The sequence below is a fragment of the Yinghuangia soli genome, from assembly GCF_021502675.1.
In the GTDB taxonomy this organism is placed as follows: Bacteria; Actinomycetota; Actinomycetes; order Streptomycetales; family Streptomycetaceae; genus Yinghuangia; species Yinghuangia soli.
Map to the genome: position 1 here is coordinate 43,051 of NZ_JAKFHA010000040.1, position 22,891 is coordinate 65,941.

Annotated in this window: 19 protein-coding genes; 10 read left to right on the forward strand and 9 right to left on the reverse strand. The window is 74.7% G+C overall.

Annotation, left to right across the window (positions count from 1 at the left end):
* Position 1: 1 nt before the first annotated feature.
* Positions 2 to 907 (reverse strand): LysR family transcriptional regulator, encoded by a 906-nt coding sequence (locus tag LZ495_RS37535; RefSeq protein WP_235057660.1) that lies wholly within the window; start codon positions 905 to 907, stop codon positions 2 to 4.
* Positions 908 to 1,064: 157 nt separating this feature from the next.
* Between LZ495_RS37535 and LZ495_RS37540 the strand changes: the two genes are divergently transcribed.
* From LZ495_RS37540 to LZ495_RS37550, 3 genes are all read left to right on the forward strand, one after another.
* Positions 1,065 to 2,546 carry an MFS transporter gene (locus tag LZ495_RS37540; RefSeq protein WP_235057661.1) on the forward strand — a complete coding sequence of 494 codons (1,482 nt, stop codon included), beginning with the start codon at positions 1,065 to 1,067 and terminating at the stop codon, positions 2,544 to 2,546.
* A 28-nt stretch (positions 2,547 to 2,574) separates the two neighbouring features.
* Positions 2,575 to 3,114 (forward strand): pyridoxamine 5'-phosphate oxidase family protein, encoded by a 540-nt coding sequence (locus LZ495_RS37545; RefSeq protein WP_235057662.1) that lies wholly within the window; start codon positions 2,575 to 2,577, stop codon positions 3,112 to 3,114.
* Between the two features lie 151 nt (positions 3,115 to 3,265).
* A complete protein-coding gene (locus tag LZ495_RS37550) occupies positions 3,266 to 4,267 on the forward strand; it encodes an XdhC family protein (protein ID WP_235057663.1) in 1,002 nt (333 codons plus the stop codon).
* A gap of 55 nt (positions 4,268 to 4,322) precedes the next feature.
* On the opposite strand, the gene LZ495_RS37555 is transcribed toward LZ495_RS37550, so the two are convergent.
* The gene (locus LZ495_RS37555) at positions 4,323 to 5,204 is read right to left on the reverse strand and encodes a Vgb family protein (protein ID WP_235057664.1); all 882 of its coding nucleotides are present in this window, start codon (positions 5,202 to 5,204) and stop codon (positions 4,323 to 4,325) included.
* A 204-nt stretch (positions 5,205 to 5,408) separates the two neighbouring features.
* Between LZ495_RS37555 and LZ495_RS37560 the strand changes: the two genes are divergently transcribed.
* Positions 5,409 to 5,960 (forward strand): TetR/AcrR family transcriptional regulator, encoded by a 552-nt coding sequence (locus tag LZ495_RS37560; protein ID WP_235057665.1) that lies wholly within the window; start codon positions 5,409 to 5,411, stop codon positions 5,958 to 5,960.
* Between the two features lie 30 nt (positions 5,961 to 5,990).
* Here LZ495_RS37560 and LZ495_RS37565 read toward each other — a convergent pair whose 3' ends face one another.
* From LZ495_RS37565 to LZ495_RS37575, 3 genes are all read right to left on the reverse strand, one after another.
* Entirely contained in the window at positions 5,991 to 6,617 is a 627-nt protein-coding gene (locus tag LZ495_RS37565; RefSeq protein WP_235057666.1) for a restriction endonuclease, read from the reverse strand.
* Positions 6,618 to 6,882: 265 nt separating this feature from the next.
* A complete protein-coding gene (locus tag LZ495_RS37570) occupies positions 6,883 to 7,074 on the reverse strand; it encodes a hypothetical protein (RefSeq protein ID WP_235057667.1) in 192 nt (63 codons plus the stop codon).
* Between the two features lie 97 nt (positions 7,075 to 7,171).
* Positions 7,172 to 7,702, reverse strand: a complete 531-nt coding sequence (locus LZ495_RS37575) for a hypothetical protein (RefSeq protein WP_235057668.1) — start codon at positions 7,700 to 7,702, stop codon at positions 7,172 to 7,174.
* Between the two features lie 334 nt (positions 7,703 to 8,036).
* Between LZ495_RS37575 and LZ495_RS37580 the strand changes: the two genes are divergently transcribed.
* Positions 8,037 to 8,339 (forward strand): hypothetical protein, encoded by a 303-nt coding sequence (locus LZ495_RS37580; protein WP_235057669.1) that lies wholly within the window; start codon positions 8,037 to 8,039, stop codon positions 8,337 to 8,339.
* 91 nt (positions 8,340 to 8,430) lie between these two features.
* Here the strand turns inward: LZ495_RS37580 and LZ495_RS37585 are convergent, their stop codons facing one another.
* Positions 8,431 to 9,135, reverse strand: a complete 705-nt coding sequence (locus tag LZ495_RS37585; RefSeq protein ID WP_235057670.1) for a B3/B4 domain-containing protein — start codon at positions 9,133 to 9,135, stop codon at positions 8,431 to 8,433.
* Between the two features lie 120 nt (positions 9,136 to 9,255).
* Between LZ495_RS37585 and LZ495_RS37590 the strand changes: the two genes are divergently transcribed.
* Positions 9,256 to 9,834 carry a helix-turn-helix domain-containing protein gene (locus LZ495_RS37590; protein WP_235057671.1) on the forward strand — a complete coding sequence of 193 codons (579 nt, stop codon included), beginning with the start codon at positions 9,256 to 9,258 and terminating at the stop codon, positions 9,832 to 9,834.
* Between the two features lie 80 nt (positions 9,835 to 9,914).
* On the opposite strand, the gene LZ495_RS37595 is transcribed toward LZ495_RS37590, so the two are convergent.
* From LZ495_RS37595 to LZ495_RS37605, 3 genes are all read right to left on the reverse strand, one after another.
* Positions 9,915 to 10,586, reverse strand: a complete 672-nt coding sequence (locus tag LZ495_RS37595) for a TetR/AcrR family transcriptional regulator (protein ID WP_308268702.1) — start codon at positions 10,584 to 10,586, stop codon at positions 9,915 to 9,917.
* Positions 10,587 to 10,685: 99 nt separating this feature from the next.
* The gene (locus LZ495_RS37600; protein WP_235057673.1) at positions 10,686 to 11,294 is read right to left on the reverse strand and encodes an NAD(P)H oxidoreductase; all 609 of its coding nucleotides are present in this window, start codon (positions 11,292 to 11,294) and stop codon (positions 10,686 to 10,688) included.
* 6 nt (positions 11,295 to 11,300) lie between these two features.
* A complete protein-coding gene (locus tag LZ495_RS37605) occupies positions 11,301 to 12,347 on the reverse strand; it encodes an NADP-dependent oxidoreductase (protein WP_235057674.1) in 1,047 nt (348 codons plus the stop codon).
* A gap of 183 nt (positions 12,348 to 12,530) precedes the next feature.
* Between LZ495_RS37605 and LZ495_RS44440 the strand changes: the two genes are divergently transcribed.
* The 4 genes from LZ495_RS44440 to LZ495_RS37625 all read left to right on the forward strand — a co-directional run bounded on the left by LZ495_RS44440 (position 12,531) and on the right by LZ495_RS37625 (position 22,858).
* On the forward strand, positions 12,531 to 15,899 hold the full coding sequence (locus tag LZ495_RS44440; RefSeq protein WP_268823870.1) for an ATP-binding protein: 3,369 nt from the start codon (positions 12,531 to 12,533) through the stop codon (positions 15,897 to 15,899).
* A 178-nt stretch (positions 15,900 to 16,077) separates the two neighbouring features.
* Entirely contained in the window at positions 16,078 to 18,537 is a 2,460-nt protein-coding gene (locus LZ495_RS37615; RefSeq protein ID WP_235057675.1) for a hypothetical protein, read from the forward strand.
* Positions 18,534 to 20,462, forward strand: coding sequence for a hypothetical protein (locus tag LZ495_RS37620; protein ID WP_235057676.1), 1,929 nt, complete (start codon positions 18,534 to 18,536; stop codon positions 20,460 to 20,462). Before LZ495_RS37615 ends, LZ495_RS37620 begins: the two co-directional genes overlap by 4 nt.
* The gene (locus LZ495_RS37625) at positions 20,459 to 22,858 is read left to right on the forward strand and encodes a hypothetical protein (protein ID WP_235057677.1); all 2,400 of its coding nucleotides are present in this window, start codon (positions 20,459 to 20,461) and stop codon (positions 22,856 to 22,858) included. The genes LZ495_RS37620 and LZ495_RS37625 overlap by 4 nt, the downstream gene beginning before the upstream one ends.
* The last annotated feature ends 33 nt before the right edge of the window (positions 22,859 to 22,891 follow it).

A 22,891-nucleotide genomic window follows, 5' to 3' on the forward strand; every position in this document is an offset into this window, starting at 1 on the left:
GTCAGGCGGCCGTACGGACGTGTCCGCGGGCGACCTTGGCGGCCGCCGCGGCGAAGGCGCGCATCGCGGGGGTGGCCTCCTCGGCCCGCCAGACCAGGCCGTACCCGACCGGTTCGGCGTCCTGGAACGGCACGAACCTGACGCCGGGACGCGCGTGGTAGTCCGCGGTGTGAGCGGCCGACAGCAGGCCGCCGCGACCCGCGGCGACGAGCATGAGCGCCTCCTGCATGTTGGTGACCGCGGGACCGCGCAGGATCGGCCGTCCGGCGGGCGTGTGCCGCGGGGCGTGGTGCTCGGCCAGGTGGTCCGGGAGTTCGCCGGCCACGGTGAGCAGCGGGATGTCGGCCAGGTCCTCCAGGGTGACCGCGGACCGGGCGGCCAGCGGATGCCCGGCCGCCACCGCGAGCGCACGGCCGTCGCGCAGCAGCGCGGGCCCCTGCCCGAGGTCGACCTCGCGGACCGGCAGTTCGGTGAACTGCACGTCGTACTCGCCCTTGCGCAGCGGGCCGTACGGATCGGTCAGCGGCACCTCGCAGATCTCCACCGCGAGCCCGGGATGCGTGCCGCGCAGCGCCTCGGCGGTGGCCAGCACGATCTCGCCGGCCAGCGGTGTGGAGAACCCGACGTGCAGCACCGCGTCGATGCCGCGCGCGGTGGCCCGGGCCCGATCGACGGCGTCCTCCATGGCCCGGTGCAGCGGCGCGAGGTCGGCGTGCAGTTGGCGGCCTACCGCGGTGAGCCCGACGCGGCGGCTGGTGCGCACGAACAGGGGCGCGCCGACCAGGCGTTCCATGCGCTGCACGAGCTGGCTGATCCGGGAGCGGGAGAGCCGCATGCGGTCCGCGGTCCGGCCGAAGTGCAATTCTTCGGCGAGGATGAGGAAGGCCTCCAGCTCGTCGCGTTCCATGGTCGTGCTCCCGTCCGCTTCGCGCGTGCCGCGCCGGCCGGCCGGATCGTCCAGCCAGACTGCACGAACGGTGAATTCTTCGGCGTTGTTCCGCCGGTACCCCCGCGCCAGGGTTGTTGAAGACACAACGACCACGGGAACCGACGAGGCGATGACCATGAGTACTGGACTGTCGGCGCGAACCGAGCGCCCCGAATCCCTGGGAGCCCGCGGCTGGGGCGTGCTCCTGGTGCTGGCCGGCGCGATCTTCCTGGAGGGCATCGACGTAGCGATGCTCAACGTGGCACTGCCGGCCATCCGCGAGGACCTGGCGATGTCCACCGGCGAACTGCAGTGGGTCATGAGCGCGTACGTGCTCGGCTACGGCGGTTTCATGCTGCTCGGCGGCCGCGCCGCGGACCTCTTCGGCCGCCGCCGGATGTTCGTCTTCTGGCTCGCGGTGTTCCTGGCGTTCTCCGGCCTCGGCGGATTCGCCACCGAGGGCTGGATGCTGATCGTGGCGCGCTTCGTGACCGGTGTCGCGGCCGCCTTCATGACCCCGGCGGGCCTGTCGATCATCACCACGAGCTTCCCGGAGGGCCCGCGGCGCAACAAGGCGCTGCTCATCTACTCCGGCACCGCGGCCGGCGGTTTCTCGATCGGCCTGGTGGTCGGCGGCCTGCTGACCTCGGCAGGCTGGCGCTGGGTGTTCTTCGCGCCCGTGGTGCTCTCCGCGATCATCCTGGCCGCGGCGCTGATCCTGCTGCCCAAGGCCGCGGCCCCGGAGCGCAGCGGCCAGAGCTTCGACCTGCTGGGCGGCCTGACCGTCACCGCCGCCATCATCCTGATCGTGCTGGGCGTCGAGCGCGCCGCGCACGCCTCGGCGTGGGCCACCGCGGCCACCGTCGGCGGCGGCCTGGTCCTGCTCGCGGTGTTCGCCGCGGTGGAACGCCGGGCGGCCGATCCGCTGGTCCGGCTCGGTGTGCTGCGCAACGGCAACCTGCTCCGCGCCAACATCTCCGGACTGCTCTTCTCCGGCGGCTTCTTCGGCTTCCAGTTCATCGTGGTGCTGTATCTGCAGGAGCTGCGGAACTGGTCGACGCTGGAGACCAGCCTCGCGATGGTGGTCATCGGCCTGGACGCGATCCTGTCGCCCACGCTGACCCCGAAGCTCGTGGACCGGTTCGGCAACACCAAGGTCGTCTTCGTCGGCCTGCTGACCGCCGCCGTCGCGTACGGGACGTTCCTGCCGCTCGGCGCCGACTGGTCGTACCTGGTCATGCTGCCCGGCCTGATCCTGGTCGGCCTGGCGTTCGCGATGGTCTACGGGCCGCTGACGATCGCCGCGACCGACGGCATCGCCGAGGAGGAGCAGGGCCTGGCCGGCGGACTCCTTTACACATCGCTCCAGTTCGGTGCCGCACTCGGCCTGTCGACCGCGACCGCGGTGAACATCGCGGCCACCGGCGCCGGTCCGGGCGGGCTGCTGGACGGCTACCGGGCCGCGCTCATCGTGCCGTTCGTGGCGATGCTGGTCGCCGCTGCGGTGACCGCGACCGGCCTGCGGTCCGCGAAGACCGCCGGTGCCCCGGCCGCTCCGGACGGGCTCGCCGGCCCGGCCGACCGCACCGCGCGTGCCGACGCTTCCGTCGGCAGCTGACCTTCCCTTACTTGCCCAGGAGGCCGTGATGACCCGCAAGACCGCCGACTTCGCCGACATCCGCGACGACTTCTTCGGCTACGTCCGCGAGATCAAGTACGCCACGATGATCACCGTCGACGCCAAGAGCCGCCCGCGGGCCCGGGTGCTCTTCCCGGTCTGGGAGATCCAGGACGGCCTGCCGCTCGGCTGGCTCGCCGTCTACAAGACCCCGGTCAAGGCCGCGCACCTCGCGAACAACCCGCACACCACGTACTCGTACTGGAGCCCCCGGCAGAACGCGGCCTTTGTGGACAGCGTCTCCACCTGGGCCGAGGACGACGAGAGCCGGCACCGCGCCTGGGACCGGTACGTGCAAGGCGGCCCGCCGGGGGTGGGCTACGACCCGGCCCGCTACTGGCGCGGCGGGCCCGACGACCCGTCGTACCACGTGCTGCGCATCGAGCCGTGGCGCATCCAGCTGGTCCGCGGCACCGACCTCCGCAACACGATCTGGCAGCCGGTGCGCAGGCCCGCGACGTCCGATCGCACAGCGGCAGGCGACCGGGTCGGCGCCGGAACTGGATGATCCACCTCATTCCAGGGCGAGACCTAGGCAAGGACGACGGACAGCAGGAAGGCTGTGACCACCACGCGGTGCCCGCCGGGACATCCCCGGGGGGCACCGCCGCATACCGGACACTGGTGTCCGAAAGCGGGCTCGGAAAGGGGCGTCGACGATGCGGGAACTGGCGGCAACCGCGCTGCGGTGGATCTCCGAAGGCCGGGCCGCGGTGCTGGCCAGACCGGTCACCGAGCAGGGCTTCGGCCCGCGGCACCCGCACGACGCGCTGCTCCTGGCGCCCGGCGGAACCGTCGAAGGGACCCTCTACCAGGGCGCGTTCGACGCGCACCTGGCCGCCGAGGCGGCCCTCCTCCCGGCCTCGGGAATCTCGCGCGTGGTCCCGGTCGCGATCCACGGCCAAGGCGCCTCGGACGCCGGGCTCACCTGCGGCGGCCAGGCCGAGGTCCTGCTGCAGCCGCTGGACTCGGTGCCCGCGCAGTGGTGGTCGCTGCTGGCCGACGGCAAGGGCGCGGCACTCGTCACCGGGCTTGCGGAGGAAGACGCGCGGACCACGTCGATCGTGGTCGCCGCGGACGGCACAGTCCGTGCCGGAGACCACGGGGACGCCGCGGCGGTGGACCAGGCGGCCGCACTGCTGCGCCGGCACCGGTCGGGCCGCGACGTCCGCTACACCGACACCGGCCTCACGCTGATCGAGGTCGTGCCGCCGGTGCCGCACCTGCTGATCGTCGGCGGCGGCGAACTGGCCGCCCTGCTGACGGCCCAGGCCCGCCTTCTCGGCTGGTCCGCGACGACCACGCAGGAAGCTTCGGCGGCGCTGGAGTTCGTGGCGGACCACGCGGACGGCGGTTGCCTGGCGATGCTGAGCCACGACACCGCCGTGGACGTCCCGGTGATCGGTGCCGCGCTGCGCGCCGGGCTTCCGTACGTCGGCGCGCTGGGCTCGCGGCGCACGACCGCGCGCCGCGCGGAGGGCCTGGCCGCGGCAGGCCTGTCCGCGGAGCAGATCGCCTCGGTGCACGGCCCGCTCGGCCTGGACCTGGGCGCCCGCACGCCGGCCGAGACGGCTCTTGCGGTGTGTGCGGAGGTGCTGGCCGCGCTCGACGCGCGGACCGCGCGGTCGCTGCGCGACTCCGATCGGCCGATCAACGCCTGAACTACGATCGGGTGCAGGCTGGTTCCGCGTGCGGCGCGCATCCGGACCGGGCAGATCACACCACGCGGGCCAGCGCGCCGATTTCCAAGGCGACCCACACCGCCCCGTCCGGACCCACGGCCAGACCGTGCGGTTCGGAGCCGGGGGTCGGCAGCGGACAGGGCTCCGACTGCTCCCCGTCGACGGCCATGCGGCCGATCCGGTTGCCGGCCCATTCGGAGAACCACAGGGCGCCGTCCGGACCCGGGGCGATCGCGTGCGGGCGGGCGGCGCGGTCCGCGAGCGGGAATTCGGCGATCCGGCCGTCGACCGTGACGCGTCCGACGGCTCCTGCGCCGATCTCGGTGAACCACAGAGCGCCGTCCGACCCCGCGGTGATACCGACGGGCGCGGCACCCGCGGTCGGCAACTTGTGGAGGGACACGGTGCCGTCGAGGGCGATGCGGGCCACGGCGTCGGCGGCGTTGAGGGTAAGCCACATCGCCCCGTCCGGCCCGGCGGTGATCGCCGAGGGGAAAGCCCCTTCGACGGGCAGCGCATAGCCGCTGATCTCGCCGTCGACGGTGATGCGGCCTACGCGCGAGGTCGCGGTGGCGGTGAACCACAGCGCGCCGTCCGGGCCCGCGGCGATGCCGAACGGCCCGGCCAGGTCGGGCGGCAGCGCGTAATGCACGGCGTCGCCCGAGGTGGTGATGCGGCCGATGCGGTGGCCGCGGTACTCGGTGAACCACAGGGCGCCGTCCGGGCCGGGGGTGATGACAGTGGGTCCGGTGTCGGCGCGGTCCAAGGCGAACTCGACCGGCCCGGCGTCCGGGGCGATGCGGCCGATCCGGCCTGCGTGGACGAGCGTGAACCACATCGCACCGTCGGGGCCTGCGGTGACGGCGTACGGTCCGGCGTCCGCCGAAGAGACGCGGTATTCCTGGACGGTATTCATACGGTGGCTCCTTCACGTCCTTCGTGCAGTGGACGACTCGGATGCTACTAATGCAACTTCTTCGCGTTAAGATGAGCATCACATGCAGGAGGCACTAATGCAACTGGGTTGCTTTTGACCGCGCCCGGCGGCCCGCAGGACGCGGCACCGGGCACTCCCGGGAGCGTCCGCCCGGGCGGTCGCACGGCGCGCACCCGCGAGGCCGTGCGCGCGGCCACGCTCGCCGAACTGGCCGACAAGGGCTTCGCCGGGCTGACCGTGGAGGGCGTCGCGGCCCGGTCCGGCGTGCACAAGACGACGCTGTACCGGCGCTGGGGCACCCCGGCCGCGCTGGCCGCGGACGCGCTCGACGTCGCGTCGGCCGAGCCGTGGCCGGTGCCCGACACCGGAAGCCTCCGTGCCGACCTGCGCGCGGTGGCCCGGCAAGTGGTCGCGGGCTTCACCGATCCGGGCAGCGGACCGGTGGCCCGGTCGCTGACCGCGGCCGCGCTGCACGACCCGGACGCGGGACGGGCGCTGCACGCGTACCTCGCCGCGCGGCATGCCCAGGCCGCGGTGATCGTGAACCGGGCCGCGGACCGCGGGGACGTCCCGGCGGGCACCGACGGGACCGATGTGGTGCGCTGCGCCGTCGCGCCTTTGTACTACCGGCTGTTCGTCACCGGGGAAGCGGTCGACGAGGCACTCGCGGACCGCTACGCGGATGCGGCCGCCACGGCGGCGGCAGCCGGCGTCTTCGCGCCGGAGGCGGACTGACGCGTCCGACACCCGCCGCCCCGGTCCGGCTCAGCCGTCGCCGTACGTGTCGCGCCAGCGGCGGCGGTGCCGGGCGTCGCCCTGGCCGGTCCCGTTGAGTTCGGCCAGCGCGGACAGGCGGGTGCCGCTGTTCCACAGGCCGAGGAAGTCGCGGTGGATGGCCCAGATGCCGTTCTTCGCGGCGAACTCCGTGGACGGGCGGGTGAAGCGCGTGGTGGTGACGAAGATGGCGACGTCGGCGCCGAAGTGCGCCTGGGCGCCGCGGAGATCGCGCAGATCACGGGCCGGGATGCTGCTCGTCGGGGTGTAGCGCTTGCACTGCACGACCATGCTGCGGCCGTCCGGCAGCCGGCCGCGGACGTCGGCGCCGTTGTCCCCCGAGCCGCCGACCCGCCGGACCTGGGTGCAGCCGTCCCGCCGGCACAGCGCGGCGATGTGCTCCTCGAACTGCCGCCCGGTCATCGCGTCGAGGTCGTCGAGAGTGCGGCGGCCCGCGGCCAGCGCATCCGCGGCCCGCCACTCGGCATCGGCCCGGCGCGCCACGCGGTCGGCCCGCCACAGCACCCAGCCGACGGCGCTCGCCGCACCTGCAAGCCCGACGCCGAGGGCGTAGGGCCACCCCCAGAGCCGGAACGCCACGGCCACCAGGACGGCCACGCCGCCGGCGAGCGCGGTCAGTCCTTGTGCGGGGCTTCCCGGCGCCCGCGGGCCGCCTGGCCCGGCCGGACCGCCCGGGCTACCCGGACCGCTTGGACCGCTTGGGCCGTTTGGACCACCCGGAGCGCCGGGTCCGCGAACGACGGCCATACCCGCCCCCAACCCGCTCGAGTCCTTCTTGAAGTGTGGGCACGGGGCGCCGCCGGGCGGAAGTGCGGTGGGCTGAAAAGCCGTTCGGATCGGTGGATGGGAGGTCGGCAGAAGGTCAGCCGGGAAACGGACCGAGCGCACCGGCCCCGACCGAGGCGCGTACCGCGCCGTTGGGGCCGAGCAAGGACCGCAACGCCGAACGCATGACGCGCAGTTCGGTGCCGTCGACGGTACTGCGGACCGGTGTGCGGCCGCCCTGGCCGGAGGTGCGGGCGGCGGAAAGGCCGGCACGTGCGTTTTCGGGCATGGCGAATCCGTCCTTCGGCCGAGGCCGGGTAGCGCCGGATTACCGGCGGGGGCATGGGAGTTCGAGTGGGGACCTGGGAGCCCGGGTCGTGCTGCGGTCAGCGGACCCAGCCCGTGTAGCGGTCGGCACCGCGGCGGCCTTCGGTGCGGTGCGCGCGGGAGGCGGCGTCGACGGCGAATCCGGTGGCGCGCACGAGCCAGGCGTTGACGGACAGGGCTTCGCGGGCTGCGGCGTCCTCGACGCGGGTCTTGAGGGCGGCGGGTATACGGAAGTTGATGCGCGCGGTGCCGCCTTCGTCGTACTCGGCACCGGGCGGGAACGGGGGCGCAGGCGGGGTCTGCGCAGGCTCGGCGTCGGCACCGCTGAAGTCGGCGGCGCCGCCGGCCGGGGGCGCGGTGACGACGAAGGCGGGGTGCAGTCCGCGCAGCCGCACCTCGACCGAGCCGGGCGCGAGGTCCCGGGTGATCTCGTCGGCGGCCGCGGAAAGGGCGTCCAGCAGAGTGAGCCGGATCGAGGCCTCGAGGGGGGCGAGCAGCCGCTCGGCGAGCGCACGGGCGTCCTCTCCCCGAGCCTCGGCAGCGACCGCAAGCTCGTGCCGCAAGTTGTCGACATAGGGCGTGAGGTCCATGACGCCATCATGGCACCATCTTGGCGCCACTACAACAGCCAGATGGCAGCAATGCGGTGTCAGTGCCCATGCATGGGCCTTGAGCTGCACAGATACCAGTGAGAGGAAGCCCAGAGTGCGCATGCTTCGGGCGGCTCGCGCCTGTCGTGATGCCACCAGCGGCGCCGGTGGCACTAATGATGGCACCAACGACGCCACTCCGGCGCCGGGCGTCGCAACCGGCTCCCGGCGGGCGGTCCGGTGCGCCGGTGATGCCACCGCAGCGCGGAAGGTACGTTCGAGGCGTACCTCGTGCGGCCGTTCGGGCCGCCGGATCGAAGGAGCGTTGCGTCCCATGGCCCGTATCCCCGCTTCCGCCGTCGCCGCCGCAGGCCTGATCGGCGGCTACGCAACCGCCCGCTACACGAAGAAGCGCCCGCTGGGCGGCGTGGTGCTCGCCGGTGCGGGCGCGGTCGCCGCGAAGGACTGGGCGGGCCGGGCCGGCATGCCCACCGCCGCGGCGCTGACCGGCCTGTACACGCTGGCATTCGGGGTCTCGCACCCGCTGGCGAAGAAGATCGGCGCATGGCCTGCGGTGTTCACGGTCGCCGGGACTGTCGCGGCGGCGTCGTACGCCTTGGCCGACCGCGCCAAGTAGGCGGCGGGGCGGGCTCCCCGAGTCCGCCGGGCCGTTCCGCATTCGCGTATCAGGCTTGTTCGTCCGGCAGCCTGGCAGTCCGCAAGCCCCGTCAGTCGATCAGGCGGACCGCAGTGCGCAGTTCAGGCGCCTGCTCCTTCAAGTGGCCGACCAGTTCGTCCGCGGCGGCGTGCAGGGCGTCCAGCGGCATGGGCGCCAGGCGTTCGAAGAGGAAGAGCGCCGCCGACGTGGTCTCCGTGATGCGGGTCCGGGTGCACTGCCGGTGGTTCCAGCGCCGGCAGGTGACGCCGAGGTCGTCGCGCCAGACGACTTCGCCGAGGGCGGGGTGCTCGATGGCCGGAGCGCCGTCGGCGACCGTCTCGAAGTCCTCGGTGCCGTCGGCCCGGACGAGGCGTGCAGCACCGGTGTAACCGGCCAAGTCCTCGCCACCGATGGGCAGCCGGTGCGCCACGCTGACCGCGTTGTAGAGGTCGACGATGCGGTTGACCTCGGGCAGTCCGGCGGCGGCGCGGCGGATGAGGGCCTCCGCGCTGTTGCGCGTCCGGCTGGGCTTGGCGCCGAAGGCGGTGTACGCCTCGCGCCAGGCGGCGATGTGCGGGTCGGCCGCGACGTCGAGGTCCGCGGCTCCGTCGGCGGCGGACTTCAGCAGGCCGCGCGACCAGGCGTCGGTCGGTCCCGCGGGCAGGTTGTCGGCGGCCACGACCAGCACCGCGAAGTCCGGGCGCAGGGCGCGCACGGCCGGGTCCACCTGGACGTCGGCGGCGATCTGCGCGAGGTCGAAAGCGGGCGCGGGCATGCGGGAACCCTTCGTCGGTCGGTTTGATGAACTTCACGGTACCATCGACCGACCGATCACACCGCCGACCGTTTCGGATGCGGACCGGCCGGCACACCTCAGGACAGGCGGGGCACGGACATGGACGACAAGGCGGTCGTCGAGGCGGTCGCGGCCCGGGTGCGCGCGCTGCGCCGCGACCGGGGCTGGAGCCTCGACACGCTCTCCGCCCGCGCCCAGGTCAGCAAGGGCGTCCTGGTGTCGCTCGAGAACGGCCGGTCGAATCCCAACCTGGCCACGCTGGTCCGGCTCTGCGATGCGTTCGGCGAGCCGCTGACCACCCTGCTCAGCGCGCCCGAGCAGCCGCTTCTCCAAGCCGTCGGCCCGGACGGCCATTCGGTGCTGTGGACCGGCGAGGGCGGCGGCGCCGGGACGCTGCTGACCGGGGTGTCCCGACCGGCCGGTGCCGAGCTGTGGCATTGGCGGCTGGCGCCGGGCGAACTGCACCGCAGCGAGGCGCACATGGCCGGCACCGTCGAACTGCTGCACGTCCTGCGCGGCACGCTGACCGTCACGGTCGGCGACCGCGAGGCGGTCGTCCCGGCCGGGCACGCCCTGCGGATGGCGGGCGACCGCCCGCACGCGTACGCCAACCGCGGGACGGAACCGACCGAATACACGGGCGTGGTCCTGGTCCCGGGCCCGCAGACCCCGGCCTGAACCCTGCGGCGAGCGGGCCCTGCCGTACCCGGGCGCGCGCGGGGCCGGCGGCACGGGCGTGGCACCGACCGCCTTTGCGGTCAGCCGGACTTCAGAATCCCGGCGAGCAACTCCCGCATGCCGGCCGCGATATCGGCGCGGGACGGGGGTGCCGACCAGCCTGATCCGGCGATGGCGTCGAACATCATGCCCTCGCACCAGGCGACCAGGGAGCGGCCCTGCCGGACGGGGTCCTGGGCGCCCATCGCGGCGAGCAGGCCCACTGCTGCTTCGCGGAAGGCCCGCCCGGCTTCGTCGTAGGCGCCGCGGAGTTCGGCGCGGCGGGTCGCTTCCAGGGCGAGTTCGTAGCGGGCGATCTTCTGGTCGCGCCCGTCGCGGATGGCCGCGTCGACGATGCCGGCGAGCAGGTCCACGACGGCATCGGGGTCGCTGGGCAGCAGTGCGGCGAGGTCCGACGGCGAGGCGGCCGGCCCACCCGCCGGGCCGCCGGCCGGAGGCTGGATGCCGGCCGCTTCGGCCGCGTCCGAGCCCATGGCGTCCGCGAATTCGCCGGCTTCCCGCATGGTCATGCGGGCCAGAGCCACTTCGAGCAGCGCGGCGCGGGTGCGGGCGTAGTAGGACGTCGACCCGGACGGGAGCCCGGCTGCCTCGTCGACGGCGCGGTGCGTGAGTCCGCGCATGCCGCGTTCGACGAGCAGGTGGACGGCGGTGTCGCCGATGAGGTCCAGGCGAGCGCCTTTGCCGGTGGTCACGGCCACACCCTAGCCATTCCCCCCTACAGGTGTAGAGATTTTGGACTGCGGCCGGCCCTGGGAAGCTCCTCCCGAGGGCCGGCCCGCGGGCCTGCCGGCTCACACGGCTGCGGTGATCCCCATGAACTCCGCTACTGCCACGTCCGCTTCGGCCAGGACGCGGGGTCCGGAGGCCTGCGTGTCGTGGATCAGCCGCACCGCGGCGTCCCGGATGCCGCAGAATTCCGAGATGCCGACCCGCAAGGTGCGGTCGAGGACGTCGTCCCAGCCCTTGGCGGCGAAGTGGTCCCGGTCGTAGCCGGCGAGGCCCACCCAGAGCATCCGCTTGCGGCCCAGGCGGGGCCTGCTGCGGCCGTACGCGAAGCCGTATCCCCACACCCGGTCCACCCAGCCTTTGAGCACCGCGGGCAGTCCGAACCACCACACGGGGAAGACCGCGACGATGGTGTCCGCGGCGTCGATGCGCCTTTGGTGGGAGCGGACTTCGGCGGAGTACCGCTTGTCGCGGTCGCTCCAGTCGGGCTCGTCCTCGGGGCCGAGGCGCGGGTCGAAGTCCTCGGCGTACAGGTCCAGTACGTCGACCTCGTGACCCGCGGCGGCCAGGCGCTCGGCGGTCTGCCGGGCGACGGCGGCGGTGAGGGCGTCGGTCCGCGGGTGGGCGACGACCAGGAGCACCCGGCCGGTCTTGGCTTCGTCGGTGGCGGTCATGGCCGGTCACGCCCCGATCCGGACGAGCATCTTGCCGGTGTTGGCGCCGCGCATCATGCCGAGGAACGCCTCGGGCGCGTTCTCGATCCCGTCCACGACGGTGTGCTCGCTGCGCAGTGTGCCGTCCGCGAGCCATCCGGCCGCCTTGCCGATCCACTCCGGGAACAGCGGGAAGTAGCTGCTGACCAGGATGCCGCGCAGGGTGAGTTCCTTGGCGGCGGCCTGGAAGAGGTTGTCCGGGCCCGGTACGGGGGCGGTGGCGTTGTAGGCGCTGATCGCGCCGACCATGGCGATGCGGCCGCCCGGGCGGAGGGATTCGATGGCGGCGCGGAGGTGGTCGCCGCCCACGTTGTCGACGTAGACGTCGATGCCGTCGGGTGCGGCTGCGGCCAGTTGCCCTTCGAGGTCGCCGGCCCGGTAGTCGATGGCCGCGTCGTAGCCGAAGGCCGCGACGAGCCGGGCGCCCTTCGCCGGGCCGCCCGCGGATCCGATGACGGTGCGGGCACCGAGGCGGTGCGCGATCTGCCCGGCGACGCTGCCGACGGCGCCGGCCGCGGCGGAGATGAAGACGACGTCGCCTTCCTGGACCGGTGCGGCCTTGGTGAGGGCGGCGTAGGCGGTCAGGCCGGTGGTGCCCAGGGCGCCGAGGTAGGCCTCGGCGGGGGCGAGGGCGGTGTCGACGACGGTCGCCGCGGCGGCGTCGACCACGGCGTACTCGCGCCACCCGAGGAAGTGCGCGACGGTCGTGCCGACCGGCAGCGAGGCGTCCCGGGAGGCGACCACTTCGCCGACCGCGCTGCCGTCCAGGGCGGTGCCGAGTGCGAAGGGCGGCAGGTAGGACGGCACGTCGTCCATGCGGCCGCGCATGTAGGGGTCGACGGACATCCAGGTGTTGCGCACCAGTACCTGCCCGGCACCGAGCTCGGGGATCGCCGCGCGGACCAGCTCGAAAGCATCGGCTGTGGGCTCGCCGAGGGGGCGGGCGGCGAGGCGGATCTCCGCGGAGGTGGCGGGGAGGTGGGCGGTGGTGATGGGGGCGGCAGTGTTCGTCATGGCAGGCTCCTCGGCTTCGGTCGGGCGGTCGGGCGGCGGGCTTCCCTGCCGACGACCTGAACGATGCCGAGGGCCCCTGACGGTTTCCCGACGGTTCTCGCACGCCCCGCGCACAACGCCGCCTCCCCCATCCCTGCCACTCCCCGTCCGGCCCCGCATCACCTGCGGGTTAGCGTGGGCGGCATGCGATTCGACGTGCTGGGACCCGTGGCGGTACACACGGACGCCGGTGTCCCGGTGGCCGTCCCCGGCGCCAAAGTGCGCGCGCTGCTCGCCGATCTCCTCGTGCACCACGGCAGCCCCGTCTCCGCCGACCGGCTGGTCGAGGACCTCTGGGGCGACACCGTCCCCGGCAATCCGGCCAACACCCTCCAGACGAAGATCTCCCAGCTGCGCCGGGCCCTGGACGGCGCCGAGCCGGGCGCCCGCGGCCTGGTCGCCCGGCTGCCCGCGGGCTACCGCCTGCAGGCCGAGGACGACGCCGTCGACGCGGCCCGCTTCACCGCGCTGCTCGGCCGGGCCCGGTACGAGTCCGACCCGGGAACCCGTATCGGCCTCCTCGTGGACGCTCTGGCGCTGTGGCGCGGACCGGCCTTCGCCGATTTCCAGGACGCCGATTTCGCCCGCGCCGCCGCCGCCAAGCTCGCCGAGCAGCGCCTGACCGCGCAGGAGGATCTCGCCGAGCTGCGCCTCGCCCGCGGCGAGCACGGCCTCGTCGCCGGCGAACTGGCCGACCTGGCCGCCGAGCACCCCCTGCGCGAACGCCTGCGCGCCGCGCACATGCAGGCGCTCTACCGGGCCGGGCGCCCGAGCGAGGCGCTCGCCGCCTTCCAGGACCTGCGCACCCGCCTCGCGGACGACCTCGGACTCGACCCCGGGCCCGAGATCACCGCACTCCACCAGGCCATCCTGCGGCAGGACCCGGATCTGGCCGCACTTCCCCGGACGACCGCAGCAAGCACGCCGACCGCCGAAGCCGCCCCCGCGGCGTCAAGCCCGGCTGCCCCGCCCGTGCCCCGGCCGCGCACCAACCTCCCCGCCCGGACCGCCGAGCCCATCGGACGCGACGAGCAGACCGACCGCGTCTGCGCGCGGCTCGCCGGCACCCGGCTGCTGACGCTGACCGGCCCCGGGGGCGTGGGCAAGACCAGCCTGGCGCTGGCCGCCGCGCGTCGGCTGGCCGACCATCCGACCGGCGCCGAAGACCCCTTCCCGGACGGCGTCCACCTGGTCGAACTGGCCGCCGAACGCGCGGGCGCCGACGCGCCGGTGGCCGCCGCGATCGCCGCCGCGCTCGGCCTCCGCGACGAGGCGGCCGACCGCAGCAGCGCGACGGAGCGCCTGGCCGCCGCCCTGGCATCGCGGCGCCTGCTCCTCGTCCTCGACAACTGCGAGCACGTCGTCGACGAGGCCGCCGCCCTCACCGCCCGACTGCTGCGCGCGACCCACGGCGTCCGCATCCTGTGCACGAGCCAGGAGCCGCTCGCCGTCGCGGGCGAGGAGATCGAGGCCGTCGCCCCGCTCGACGAGGCCGATGCGGTACGCCTGTTCACCGAGCGGGCCGCAGCCGCCGCGCCCGGGTTCACGCTCGGCCCCGGCGACGCGGAGACCGCCGCAGCGATCTGCCGCCGCCTGGACAACCTGCCGCTGGCCGTCGAACTGGCCGCCGCACGCGTCCGCGTGCTGGGCGTCGCCGGGCTGGCCGACCGGCTCGACGACCGCTTCCGGGTCCTGGCCGCCGGCCGCCGCGACGCACCGTCCCGGCAGCGCACGCTCCGCGCGATGATCGACTGGAGCTGGGAACCGCTGACCGCCCCCGAGCGCGCGGTGCTGCGCCGCCTGGCGGTGTTCCGCAACGGCTGCACACTGGCCGCCGCCGAAGCCGTATGCGGCCCCCGGCCCCACAGCGAACCGAACGACGCATATTGGCAGTTCGCTCCGGACGCACCCGACGTCCTGGACATCGTGACGCGCCTCGCCGACCGCTCCCTCGTCACCGTCGTCCAAGGCGCCGCAGGCCCGCGCTACCGGCTCCTCGAATCGGTCGCCGCGTACGGCCGCGAGCGCCTCGCCGAGGCCGGCGAGACCGCCGAGTCCACCGCCCGGCACCGCGCCTGCTTCACCGCGTTCGCCGAGCGCGCCGAACCCCACCTGGTCACCCGCGAGCAACGCACGTGGCTGTCCCGGCTGGACGACGACGCCGCCAACCTGCGCGCCGCCCTCGAATCCGGCACCGCCCCCGCGAACGCCGAGGCCCATGCCGAAGAAGCCCATGCCACGCAGGCCCCCGCCGCCGAAGCCCTGCGCTTGGCCAATGCCCTCTCCTGGTACTGGATGCTGCGCGGACGCCTCGCCGAAGCCTGCCGGTCCCTGGACGCGGCCCTCACCGCCGCCGCCCCGACGCTCCCCGGCCGCGCCGACGCGCAGGCCCGGCGCGCCGCGTTCGGCCTGCTGCGCGGCGACGGAACCGGTAGCGGCACCGTCGTCCCGGACGCCGCGCCGCGGGCCGCCTGGATGCTCGCCTTCGCCCGGGTCGGCTTCGGCAGCACCGCCGACGTCGCCCCCGAACTCGACCGGCTGCTCTCCGCGTTCAAGGCGAACGGCGACCGCTGGGGCGAGGCGGCGACGTACGGCACCCGCGCTTCGAAGGCGATCTACGACGGCGACCTGCCCGCGCTGCGCGCGAACGCCGCCGCCGCTGCCGACCTGTTCGCGGAACTCGGCGACCGCTGGGGGCATTTGCGCGCCACCGAGCAGCTCGGCATCCTCGCCGAGATCGGCGGCGACTACACCGAGGCCGCCCGCCTCCACCGCCAGGCGGTACGCAGCGCCGAAGACCTCCACCTGTGGGTCGACGTCTCCTTCCGGCTCGCCCGGCTGGGCCGGACGGCCCTGCTTTCCGGGGACATCGGGCAGGCCGACGACTTCCACGCCCGGGCCCTGGACCTGGCCCGCGGCCAATCCCACAAGCCGGCCGAGCAGTTCGCCGCGACGGGCCTGGCGATCGGCGCCCGGCGCCGCGGCGACCTGGACCTGGCCCGCGACCTGCTGACCCCGTGGGTGGCCTGGAACCGGAGCCGGGGCGTCGCGGCCGGCGAGGCACTCGTGCTGGCCCAACTGGGCCTGGTCGCCGAGCAGCAGGGCGATGCCGCCGCGGCCCTGGCCTTGCACCTGGAAGGCCACGCCGCCGCCGAGCGCACCGGCGACCCGCGCGCGGTCGCGTACGCCCTGGAAGGCCTCGCAGGTGCCCGCGCCGCCGCAGGCACGGCGGGCGACGCCGAAGCCGCGGCCCAGGCCGCCTCTCTGCTGGGCACCGCCGAGGCCCTCCGCGCCTCCGTGGGCAGCCCGCTCCCCGCAGGCGAACGCGAGGACGCCGACCGGGCCGCCGCGGCCGCGCGCGCCACGCTCGGCGAAGCCGCCTGCGACGCCGCCCACCGGTCCGGGCTGAGCCGCACCGCCGAAGACCAGGTCGCCGCAGTCCGCGCCGCCACCGGGACCGGCGGCTCACCCGGGGACACGTCCTCCGAAGCCCTCACGGCCGCGGCCCCATGAGCCCCACTGTCCCCGCTGTTCCCGCCCGACCCGCCCGATCGGTCCGCCCCGCAGCGCACGCCGACCGGAAAACCCTGCTGCCCGCGCGCCGACCGCAGGCCACAATGTGTCCCCGCGCAGCCCGGGCACAGGCAGCGCGGGCGCAGACATCGACGATTTCCGGAAGGGGGCCGGGCGCGTGACCGATGCGACGACGAACCTGCTGTGGCACGCCGGCCGGGCACTCGGCGCGGACATCCTGGCCCGCCTCGAGACACCTGCTCCGCAGCCGCACGCAGCCGCGGAGCCGCTGCCACCCGCGGTGCTGGAGGACGCCCTGCGGCACGGCGACGCGCAGCGGGTCATCGGCACGTTCCACGGCGCCGCGGCCACCGCGCGCACCGGCAAGGGCACCGCGCCCGACCCCGGCACGCTGCTCCGCTTGCTGGAGCGGGACGACCCGGAGACCAACGAGGTCCTGTTCCGGCAGTCCGGCTGGCCCGCGCTCCGCCAGGCCGTCCTCGGCCAGCAGCGCCACGCACCGCATCCGGCCCCGCACACCGACCCGGCCGCGGACCCGGCCGCCACCGAGACCCCGGTACCGCTCGCCCCGAGCCTGCGGGACCGGATATTCGCCGTCGGCGGCCTGGAAGACCTGCAGGCCGCACTGTCCGCAGCCGACCCCGACCTGGTGTTCTGGGCGCTGGCCGGCACCCGGTCCGGCGGCGCGCACGGCGGCCCGATGGCCCGGGTACGCGCCTGCGTGACGCTCGACGACGCCGGCCGCACGGCCCAACTCCGCCACATCCTCAAGAACTTCCCGATCGAGTTGCCCGCCGGCGCACCGCCCGAGGCGTACGAGCAGTTGCACGCCAGGCGCCCGCGCGCCCTGATCCGGCAGTACCTGGACGAGGCCTACGGCGACGTGGCCCTGTGCGCCAAGCTCGCCCGCGCCCGCAAGGCCTCGAACGGCCGGGCCCTGGTCCGCGACGTCCTCGTACCGCCGTGGGCGATGCTCGCCGCCCGGCACGCCGAGACCCCGCTGCCCTGGGGCGCCGCCGTCGCCCTCCTCGAAGACACCCGCTGCCCGGCCGAGTTGCGCACCGCGCTCTTGCGAACCCACCCGCGCGCCGTGCAGATGGTGCCCACCCCGGGCCCCGAGGTGCTGGCCGTCTGCGCCGACCTCGGCGAGGACCAACTGACGAAGAAGGTGCTGCTGCAAGGCGTCGCCGCCGGGTCGGTCGACGCGGCGCAGCTGGTATACGCCTGCCGCCCCGCCCGGCTCGCCCTGACCTCACTGGTCCACGGCGGCATCGAGGCCGTGGCCACGCAAGCCGAAGCGATCGAGACTGTCCGGCACTTGCTGGCCTCGGGCACAGCCGACCGGCCCGAAAGCTGGCGCGACCTGTACGCGGCGCTCCCCACCTTCCCCGGCTCACCCGCCGAGCTGCTCACCGCCTCACCCCGCCCCGACGACGCCGCCCCGACCGACGAACTCCCCATCCTGAGTGGCCAGTCCGCGTGGGCCTACGCGGTACTGCTCGGCATCGCCGGCCCCGAGTCCACCACCCCCGCACTCCGATTCCTCGACGACGCCCGGCTCGCCCCGCTCGCCGGCACCCGCGAAATCCCGCACCACCTGGCCGGCCACATCCTCAGGCACAGCGGACCCGTGGCCCGCCGCGTCCTCGCCGGCAACCCCGACGTGCGCCCGGACCTGCTCGAGCAGTTGGTCATCGGCGGGGACCAGGCCATCGCCTCCGCCGCCTACCGCAACCCGCGCTGCCCCTTCGCCCTGCGCCAGTACATCCTGTCCCTGGACGGCATCGACGACGGCCTGCGCGCCGAACTCCTCCGCTCCTACCGCGATCAGGACCTGTGGCCGCTGCTCGCCTCGCCGGACGCCGAGCTGCTGCGGCACGTCGTCCAGGCCCGCCGGCACGACCCGTACGCACAGTGGGCCGCCCTGCGTGCCGCGCACCGGCTGGCCGAACTGCACGGCGTGTCCGCGCTGGAAGGCCTGCCCTCGGTGCCGGAGATCGACGCCGCCCGGCAGCACGGCAGCATCGCCCCGCTCACCGAGGCCTTGCAGACCTGCGACCTGGAGTGGGCCAAGGCTCTGGTCGAAGCCACCGGGATCCCGTACCGGCGGACCCCCGAGGGCATCGTCGCCGCGCTCGCCGACCCCGGGCTCGACTGGCGGGCCGTCGCGGCCGCCGGCCGGCACCGCGACGCGTCCGACCAGATCGGCCACGTCCTCAAGCAACGCCCCGACTACCCCGTGGAGTTGGCACTGCAGCAGATCCCCCCGCAACGCACCTCGGAGCGCGCGCATCCGGTCGCGGACAGCCGACTGGGCGAACTCCACCGGTCCTACGTCACGGCCGCGCTGCCCGGCACCCCGGTGGTCTGGGCCGACGGCGTACGCCTGCTGCGCGCCGGGACCCTCACCACCGCCGAGTTTCTCGCCGCGAGTCCGGCCTACACGGTCGTGCAGTGCGCGGCGTCGTACCCGCCGCTGGCCCGCGAAGTGGCGCGCTACCTGCGCACCGAGCTCGGCGACTCGGTCGACGCCTGGGTCGTGGCCGCCCGCATGCTCGGCCACGGAGTCCTCCCCACCCTCCCCGAAGTCACCGCCACCGCGAAGGCGGCCGTGTGACCGCCGACACCCATCCGCTGCTGCGGTACGCCGACCCGGCCACACGCGATGCGGCCGCCGAACGGCTCCGGCTCGCACCCGGCCCCGAGCCCGAACCGCCCGTCCCGGTCGACCCGGAAGGCGTGATCGCCCGCCTGCGCTCCGGCCGCGGCAAGGATCCGCGGTACGTGCTCGACGGCGTCACCGTCACCGACTGGGACATGATCGTCCGCGAGCACCGCAAGGCGCCGCTGCCCGACGTGATAGCCGCCGGCCTGGTCGCCCGCGACGACTGCCCGCGCGAGGCCGTCCTCGAACTGGTGGTGGCGCGTACCGTCAGCCGGCGCGGCCTGGCCACCGGAACGCTCGCCAACGCCCTGCTCCGCGGCATCCTGACGCCGCACGACGTCATGTTCGAGGCGGCACCCGGCTGGTCCGCGCTGCGTGTGCTGGAGAAGTACGCGGTCAAGCACGGCGACTGGCTGCGCCCGGTACGCCGTGTGCTCACGGACGCCGCCGAGCTCCTGCCCGGTGACGACCCGGCGGCCTGGCAATGGCTGCTGACGCACGGCCCGCGCTTCCCCGGCACCTACCCGGAACTCTGCGCATACGCCCGGACCCTGGCCCGCGCCGGAGCCTCCGCGGCCACCGCACCGGCCCCGGACGCGACCGGTGACGCCCAGGCCACCGTCGACTGGGACTTCGGCAACCCGGCAGGCCTGCTGTCCCGGATCCGCCCCTCGCTCGCCGCGAAGATCATCGGGATGCTCCCGGAGACCGCGGTCATCGCCTTCCTGGAGACCCCCGACCTGCCGCCGTCCGTCATCGTGCCCGCGCTGCGCCGTGCACCCGCGATGCGGAGCCGCATCCTCCGGAGTGCCGATCTGGGCCGGGCCGGAGTCGAGGCGCTGCTGGCGCTGCGCGACTCCGACGTGAACGGCGCACTCCTGGAAATCGCCCCGCAGCGCGCCGACATCACGCTGGCGATCCACCGCGCCACGCGCCGCGACCAGCCGCGGAACGTGCCGCTCGGCGCCGCCGCCCGGCGCTTCCTGGTCAACCACCACGACCCGGCACGGGAGAACATCGCCACCGCCGTCCACGGGCACTATCCGCAGCTGATCCAGGCCGCGTTCCGGCAGCTCGGCGAACGCCTCGGCACTGCACGGGCGTTGCGCGGCTTCCTGAGCCTGTGGGAGTGCCAGGGACCGGACGGCGTACGGGCCGCGGCGGCCGACCCGCGCCTCGGACTCGGCCCGGAGACGCGCCGGATCGTGCAGGCCGCGCTCGACGCCGCGGACCGCTCGAACGACGGGGTGAACGACCCGGCCGGCGCCGCCGGATCGGCACTGCTGCGTGCCGAAGTCGCCCGCCACGAGCACCCCACCGCGCTGATCGAGGCCATGCGCGAGGACCCGCGCCTCGCCGGGCAGCCGCTGCCGCCCGAGTTCTGGCCGGTCGCGGTCACCGCGCACGCCCGCGACCCGCTGCCTGCCCCCGCCCTCGCGCGCCTGGCCGCCCAGCCCGGCTGCCCCGAGGCCCTGGGACTGGCCGCCTGCCAGGCGCTGCCCGAACTGGCCCGCACCCTCGGCGGCCGGTCGCGGCCGTACGCCCTCACCGCCATACGCGATCCGCTGCACCTGGCCTCGGTGACCTGGCAGACCCCGCGCAACGCCTGGTACTTCGACGCGATCGACAGCTCGCTGCTCAGCGCCGAGGAGTTCGTCGAACTCGCCCATCCCGTCACGACGATGCTGGACGCGCTGGACAACATCCGGGCGATACTGCCGCACGCCAACGAGGCCGCCGAGCGGCACATCGCCAAGCTGCTGCACACCGCGCTCGGCGACGATCCGGAGGCCTGGACCGTCACCGCCCACCTCATGCCCGACTTCGTCGGCACCCTCCCCGAACTCCTCGCCACCGTCGAGGCGGTCACCCGTTGACCCGGGCCGACCAGGAACTCGCCGCGTTCCTGGCGTACGCCTCCGCCGAGGACACCGCCGCCACGCTGCCCCGCCTGTCCACGGCCACCCGCCTCGGCCTGCTGCGGTACGGCGGCACCCCGTCCCCGGCCTTGGCCGCTTGGGCCACCGGCCACGGGACGCCGGACGAACACGCCGCCCTGGCCCGCAACTCTGCTGCGGGCCGCGACACCCTCGCCCGTCTCGCGGCCGTCGCCGACGGCCCGGCCCAGGCCCTCGTCTACGTCCACCCGCAGACCACCGCCGGCCTGCGCCGGACCATGCTGGACGCCGATCCGCTGCCCGCCGCGCTGCGCGACCTGGTGCTCGGCACCCCGCGCTCCCGCCGCGTCCTCGGCCCCGCGCTGTCCTGCCGGCACCCCGAACTCGCCGCGCACGCACGTGCGCACATCCGCGGACCCGGCGGCAGCACACCCGCCGAGACCCCGCGCGAGCTGTACGAGTGGCTGTCCCGCACCTCGGGCGACAGCGCGCGCTCGCGACGCCGGGCCCGCGGGCGCCTCGCCGCCTTCCCCGTCCACACGTGGGGTGCCGACGCGTGGGCGGAACTGACCGCGCTGCACAGCGCCGGCCTCCTCGACGAACGCGCCTGCACCGCGCTGGTCGAACTCCCGGAATGCCCGCTGCCCACCGCGCTGGCGCTGGTCCGGACCCGCATGCCGGACGGCGGTACCGGCTACGTCGTGGCCGCCGGCCTCCGGGCAGGCACCTTCACCGCCCGCGAACTGGTCCGCGAAACCCCGTACGCGGCCCACCTGCTGCGCACTCTGGAAACCGCCGAGCGGGCGTACGAGAACGAGATCCGGCCGCACGACCTCGCCGAGATCCACCGCGAGCTGACCGACCTCGCACACCGGGACATCGGCGCCGAACCGGCCGTCTGGCGCGCACTCCTGGAGCTGCTCCACGACGAGTTCACCGGCCCACTCCCCGAACTCGCGGCTGCCGCCCGCCGACTTGCCGAGACCGCCCCGCGAGTCCCGCGGCGTCCCTGGCCGGTCCCCGGCGAATCCTCCTCGTCCCCGTTCGCCCACCTGCTGCGCTTCGCCGACCAGGCTGCGGTACCCGGGATCGTCGCCGCCCTGGACCCGCACGACCTCGCCGAGTTCGCCCACTACGAAGTCCCGCACGGCCCGACCGACGCCATGACCGATGCGTTCCTCGACCGCGCCGGCCCGGCCCTCGCCGAACTCTTCCTGCACCGCCAGTGGTTCCGCGGGAATGTCCTGCACCAGGTCGTACGCCGCGACGACCCCGACCTGAACGCCGCTCTGGTGACCGGTCGCGGTATCCCCGCCGCGGCCTGGATCGCGATCGCCTCCGGACGCCCGCACACCCCGGGCCGCAGCACCCCCGTCCCGCTCGCCGCCGGCACGGCCGCCGCACTGCGCGACCGGGTCGGCGACAAGATCGGCAACTTGCGCTTCGCGGTCCGGACCCGCGACCCCGACCTGATCTCCGAAGCCCTGCACCTCGCCGATCCCGGCCTGTCCCCCGGCCATCAGGTGATCGGCTGCCGGCGCCTGCTGGAACTGGGCCGCGCCGACGACGTCCGCGCCCTGGCCAGGCCGCACGGCCCCCTCGACCCGCTGCTCGCGACCCGGATCCGCAACACCCCTGCCGCCGCGGACCCGGCCGCACCGACGGACCCGGCCACACCGACGGCATCGACCGCATCGACCGCGCTGGCCGAGACGCTGGCCCGCACCGAGCGCGACCTCCTCCGGCACGAACTGGCGCACGGCGCCCACGACCAGACCGGCGGCCTCCTGGACGACGAGGACCTCCCCTGGGCCGAGGTCGCCGCCGCCGTCCGCCGCGCCGAACTCCCCTGGCAGGTCGCCTTCGCCCTGGCCCGGCGGCCCGACCTGCCCCCCGACGTCGCCGTTGCGATGCTCGAACACGGCGCCCCGGACGCGTACGCCGCCCCCACCCTGGCCCAGAGCTCCCGGCCCGCCGCGCTCACCGCGCTGCGCCGGCTGCCCGCCGTCCCCGCGGTGAACGCGGTCGGCCCACTGGAGGAAAGCCGCGCCTGGCCCCTGCACTGCGTCGCCGAAGGCCTGATCAGTGCCGCCGAACTGTACGCGCAGGGCCGCCCGGCGCGGTCCGTGCTCCTGCTCGGCCGGGCCTTCCCGGACCGGCTCGCCGGGCTCCGTGCGATCCTCGGAGCGGAGATCTCCCGGCACTGCGCCGGATCCTCGGACACCTGGGCGGTCGCCGCCGCCCTCCTGGGCGGGTTTCCCGGTACCGTCCCCGACCTGCTCGGGGTCGCCGCGGCGGCCGCCGCACCCGCAGCGGCCGGCACCGGTGCCGCGCCCGTCCGTCCTGCCCGCCCCGTGGGAGACGGCGGAACCTGACCGGACCGTCCACGCGTCAATTGCTTGGACGGT

Coding starts and splice junctions, on each gene's coding strand:
- LZ495_RS37535 (WP_235057660.1), bottom strand. CDS start 907: ATGGAACGCGACGAGCTGGAGGCCTTCCTCATCCTCGCCGAAGAATTG.
- LZ495_RS37540 (WP_235057661.1), top strand. CDS start 1,065: ATGAGTACTGGACTGTCGGCGCGAACCGAGCGCCCCGAATCCCTGGGA.
- LZ495_RS37545 (WP_235057662.1), top strand. CDS start 2,575: ATGACCCGCAAGACCGCCGACTTCGCCGACATCCGCGACGACTTCTTC.
- LZ495_RS37550 (WP_235057663.1), top strand. CDS start 3,266: ATGCGGGAACTGGCGGCAACCGCGCTGCGGTGGATCTCCGAAGGCCGG.
- LZ495_RS37555 (WP_235057664.1), bottom strand. CDS start 5,204: ATGAATACCGTCCAGGAATACCGCGTCTCTTCGGCGGACGCCGGACCG.
- LZ495_RS37570 (WP_235057667.1), bottom strand. CDS start 7,074: ATGCCCGAAAACGCACGTGCCGGCCTTTCCGCCGCCCGCACCTCCGGC.
- LZ495_RS37575 (WP_235057668.1), bottom strand. CDS start 7,702: ATGGACCTCACGCCCTATGTCGACAACTTGCGGCACGAGCTTGCGGTC.
- LZ495_RS37580 (WP_235057669.1), top strand. CDS start 8,037: ATGGCCCGTATCCCCGCTTCCGCCGTCGCCGCCGCAGGCCTGATCGGC.
- LZ495_RS37585 (WP_235057670.1), bottom strand. CDS start 9,135: ATGCCCGCGCCCGCTTTCGACCTCGCGCAGATCGCCGCCGACGTCCAG.
- LZ495_RS37590 (WP_235057671.1), top strand. CDS start 9,256: ATGGACGACAAGGCGGTCGTCGAGGCGGTCGCGGCCCGGGTGCGCGCG.
- LZ495_RS37600 (WP_235057673.1), bottom strand. CDS start 11,294: ATGACCGCCACCGACGAAGCCAAGACCGGCCGGGTGCTCCTGGTCGTC.
- LZ495_RS37605 (WP_235057674.1), bottom strand. CDS start 12,347: ATGACGAACACTGCCGCCCCCATCACCACCGCCCACCTCCCCGCCACC.
- LZ495_RS44440 (WP_268823870.1), top strand. CDS start 12,531: ATGCGATTCGACGTGCTGGGACCCGTGGCGGTACACACGGACGCCGGT.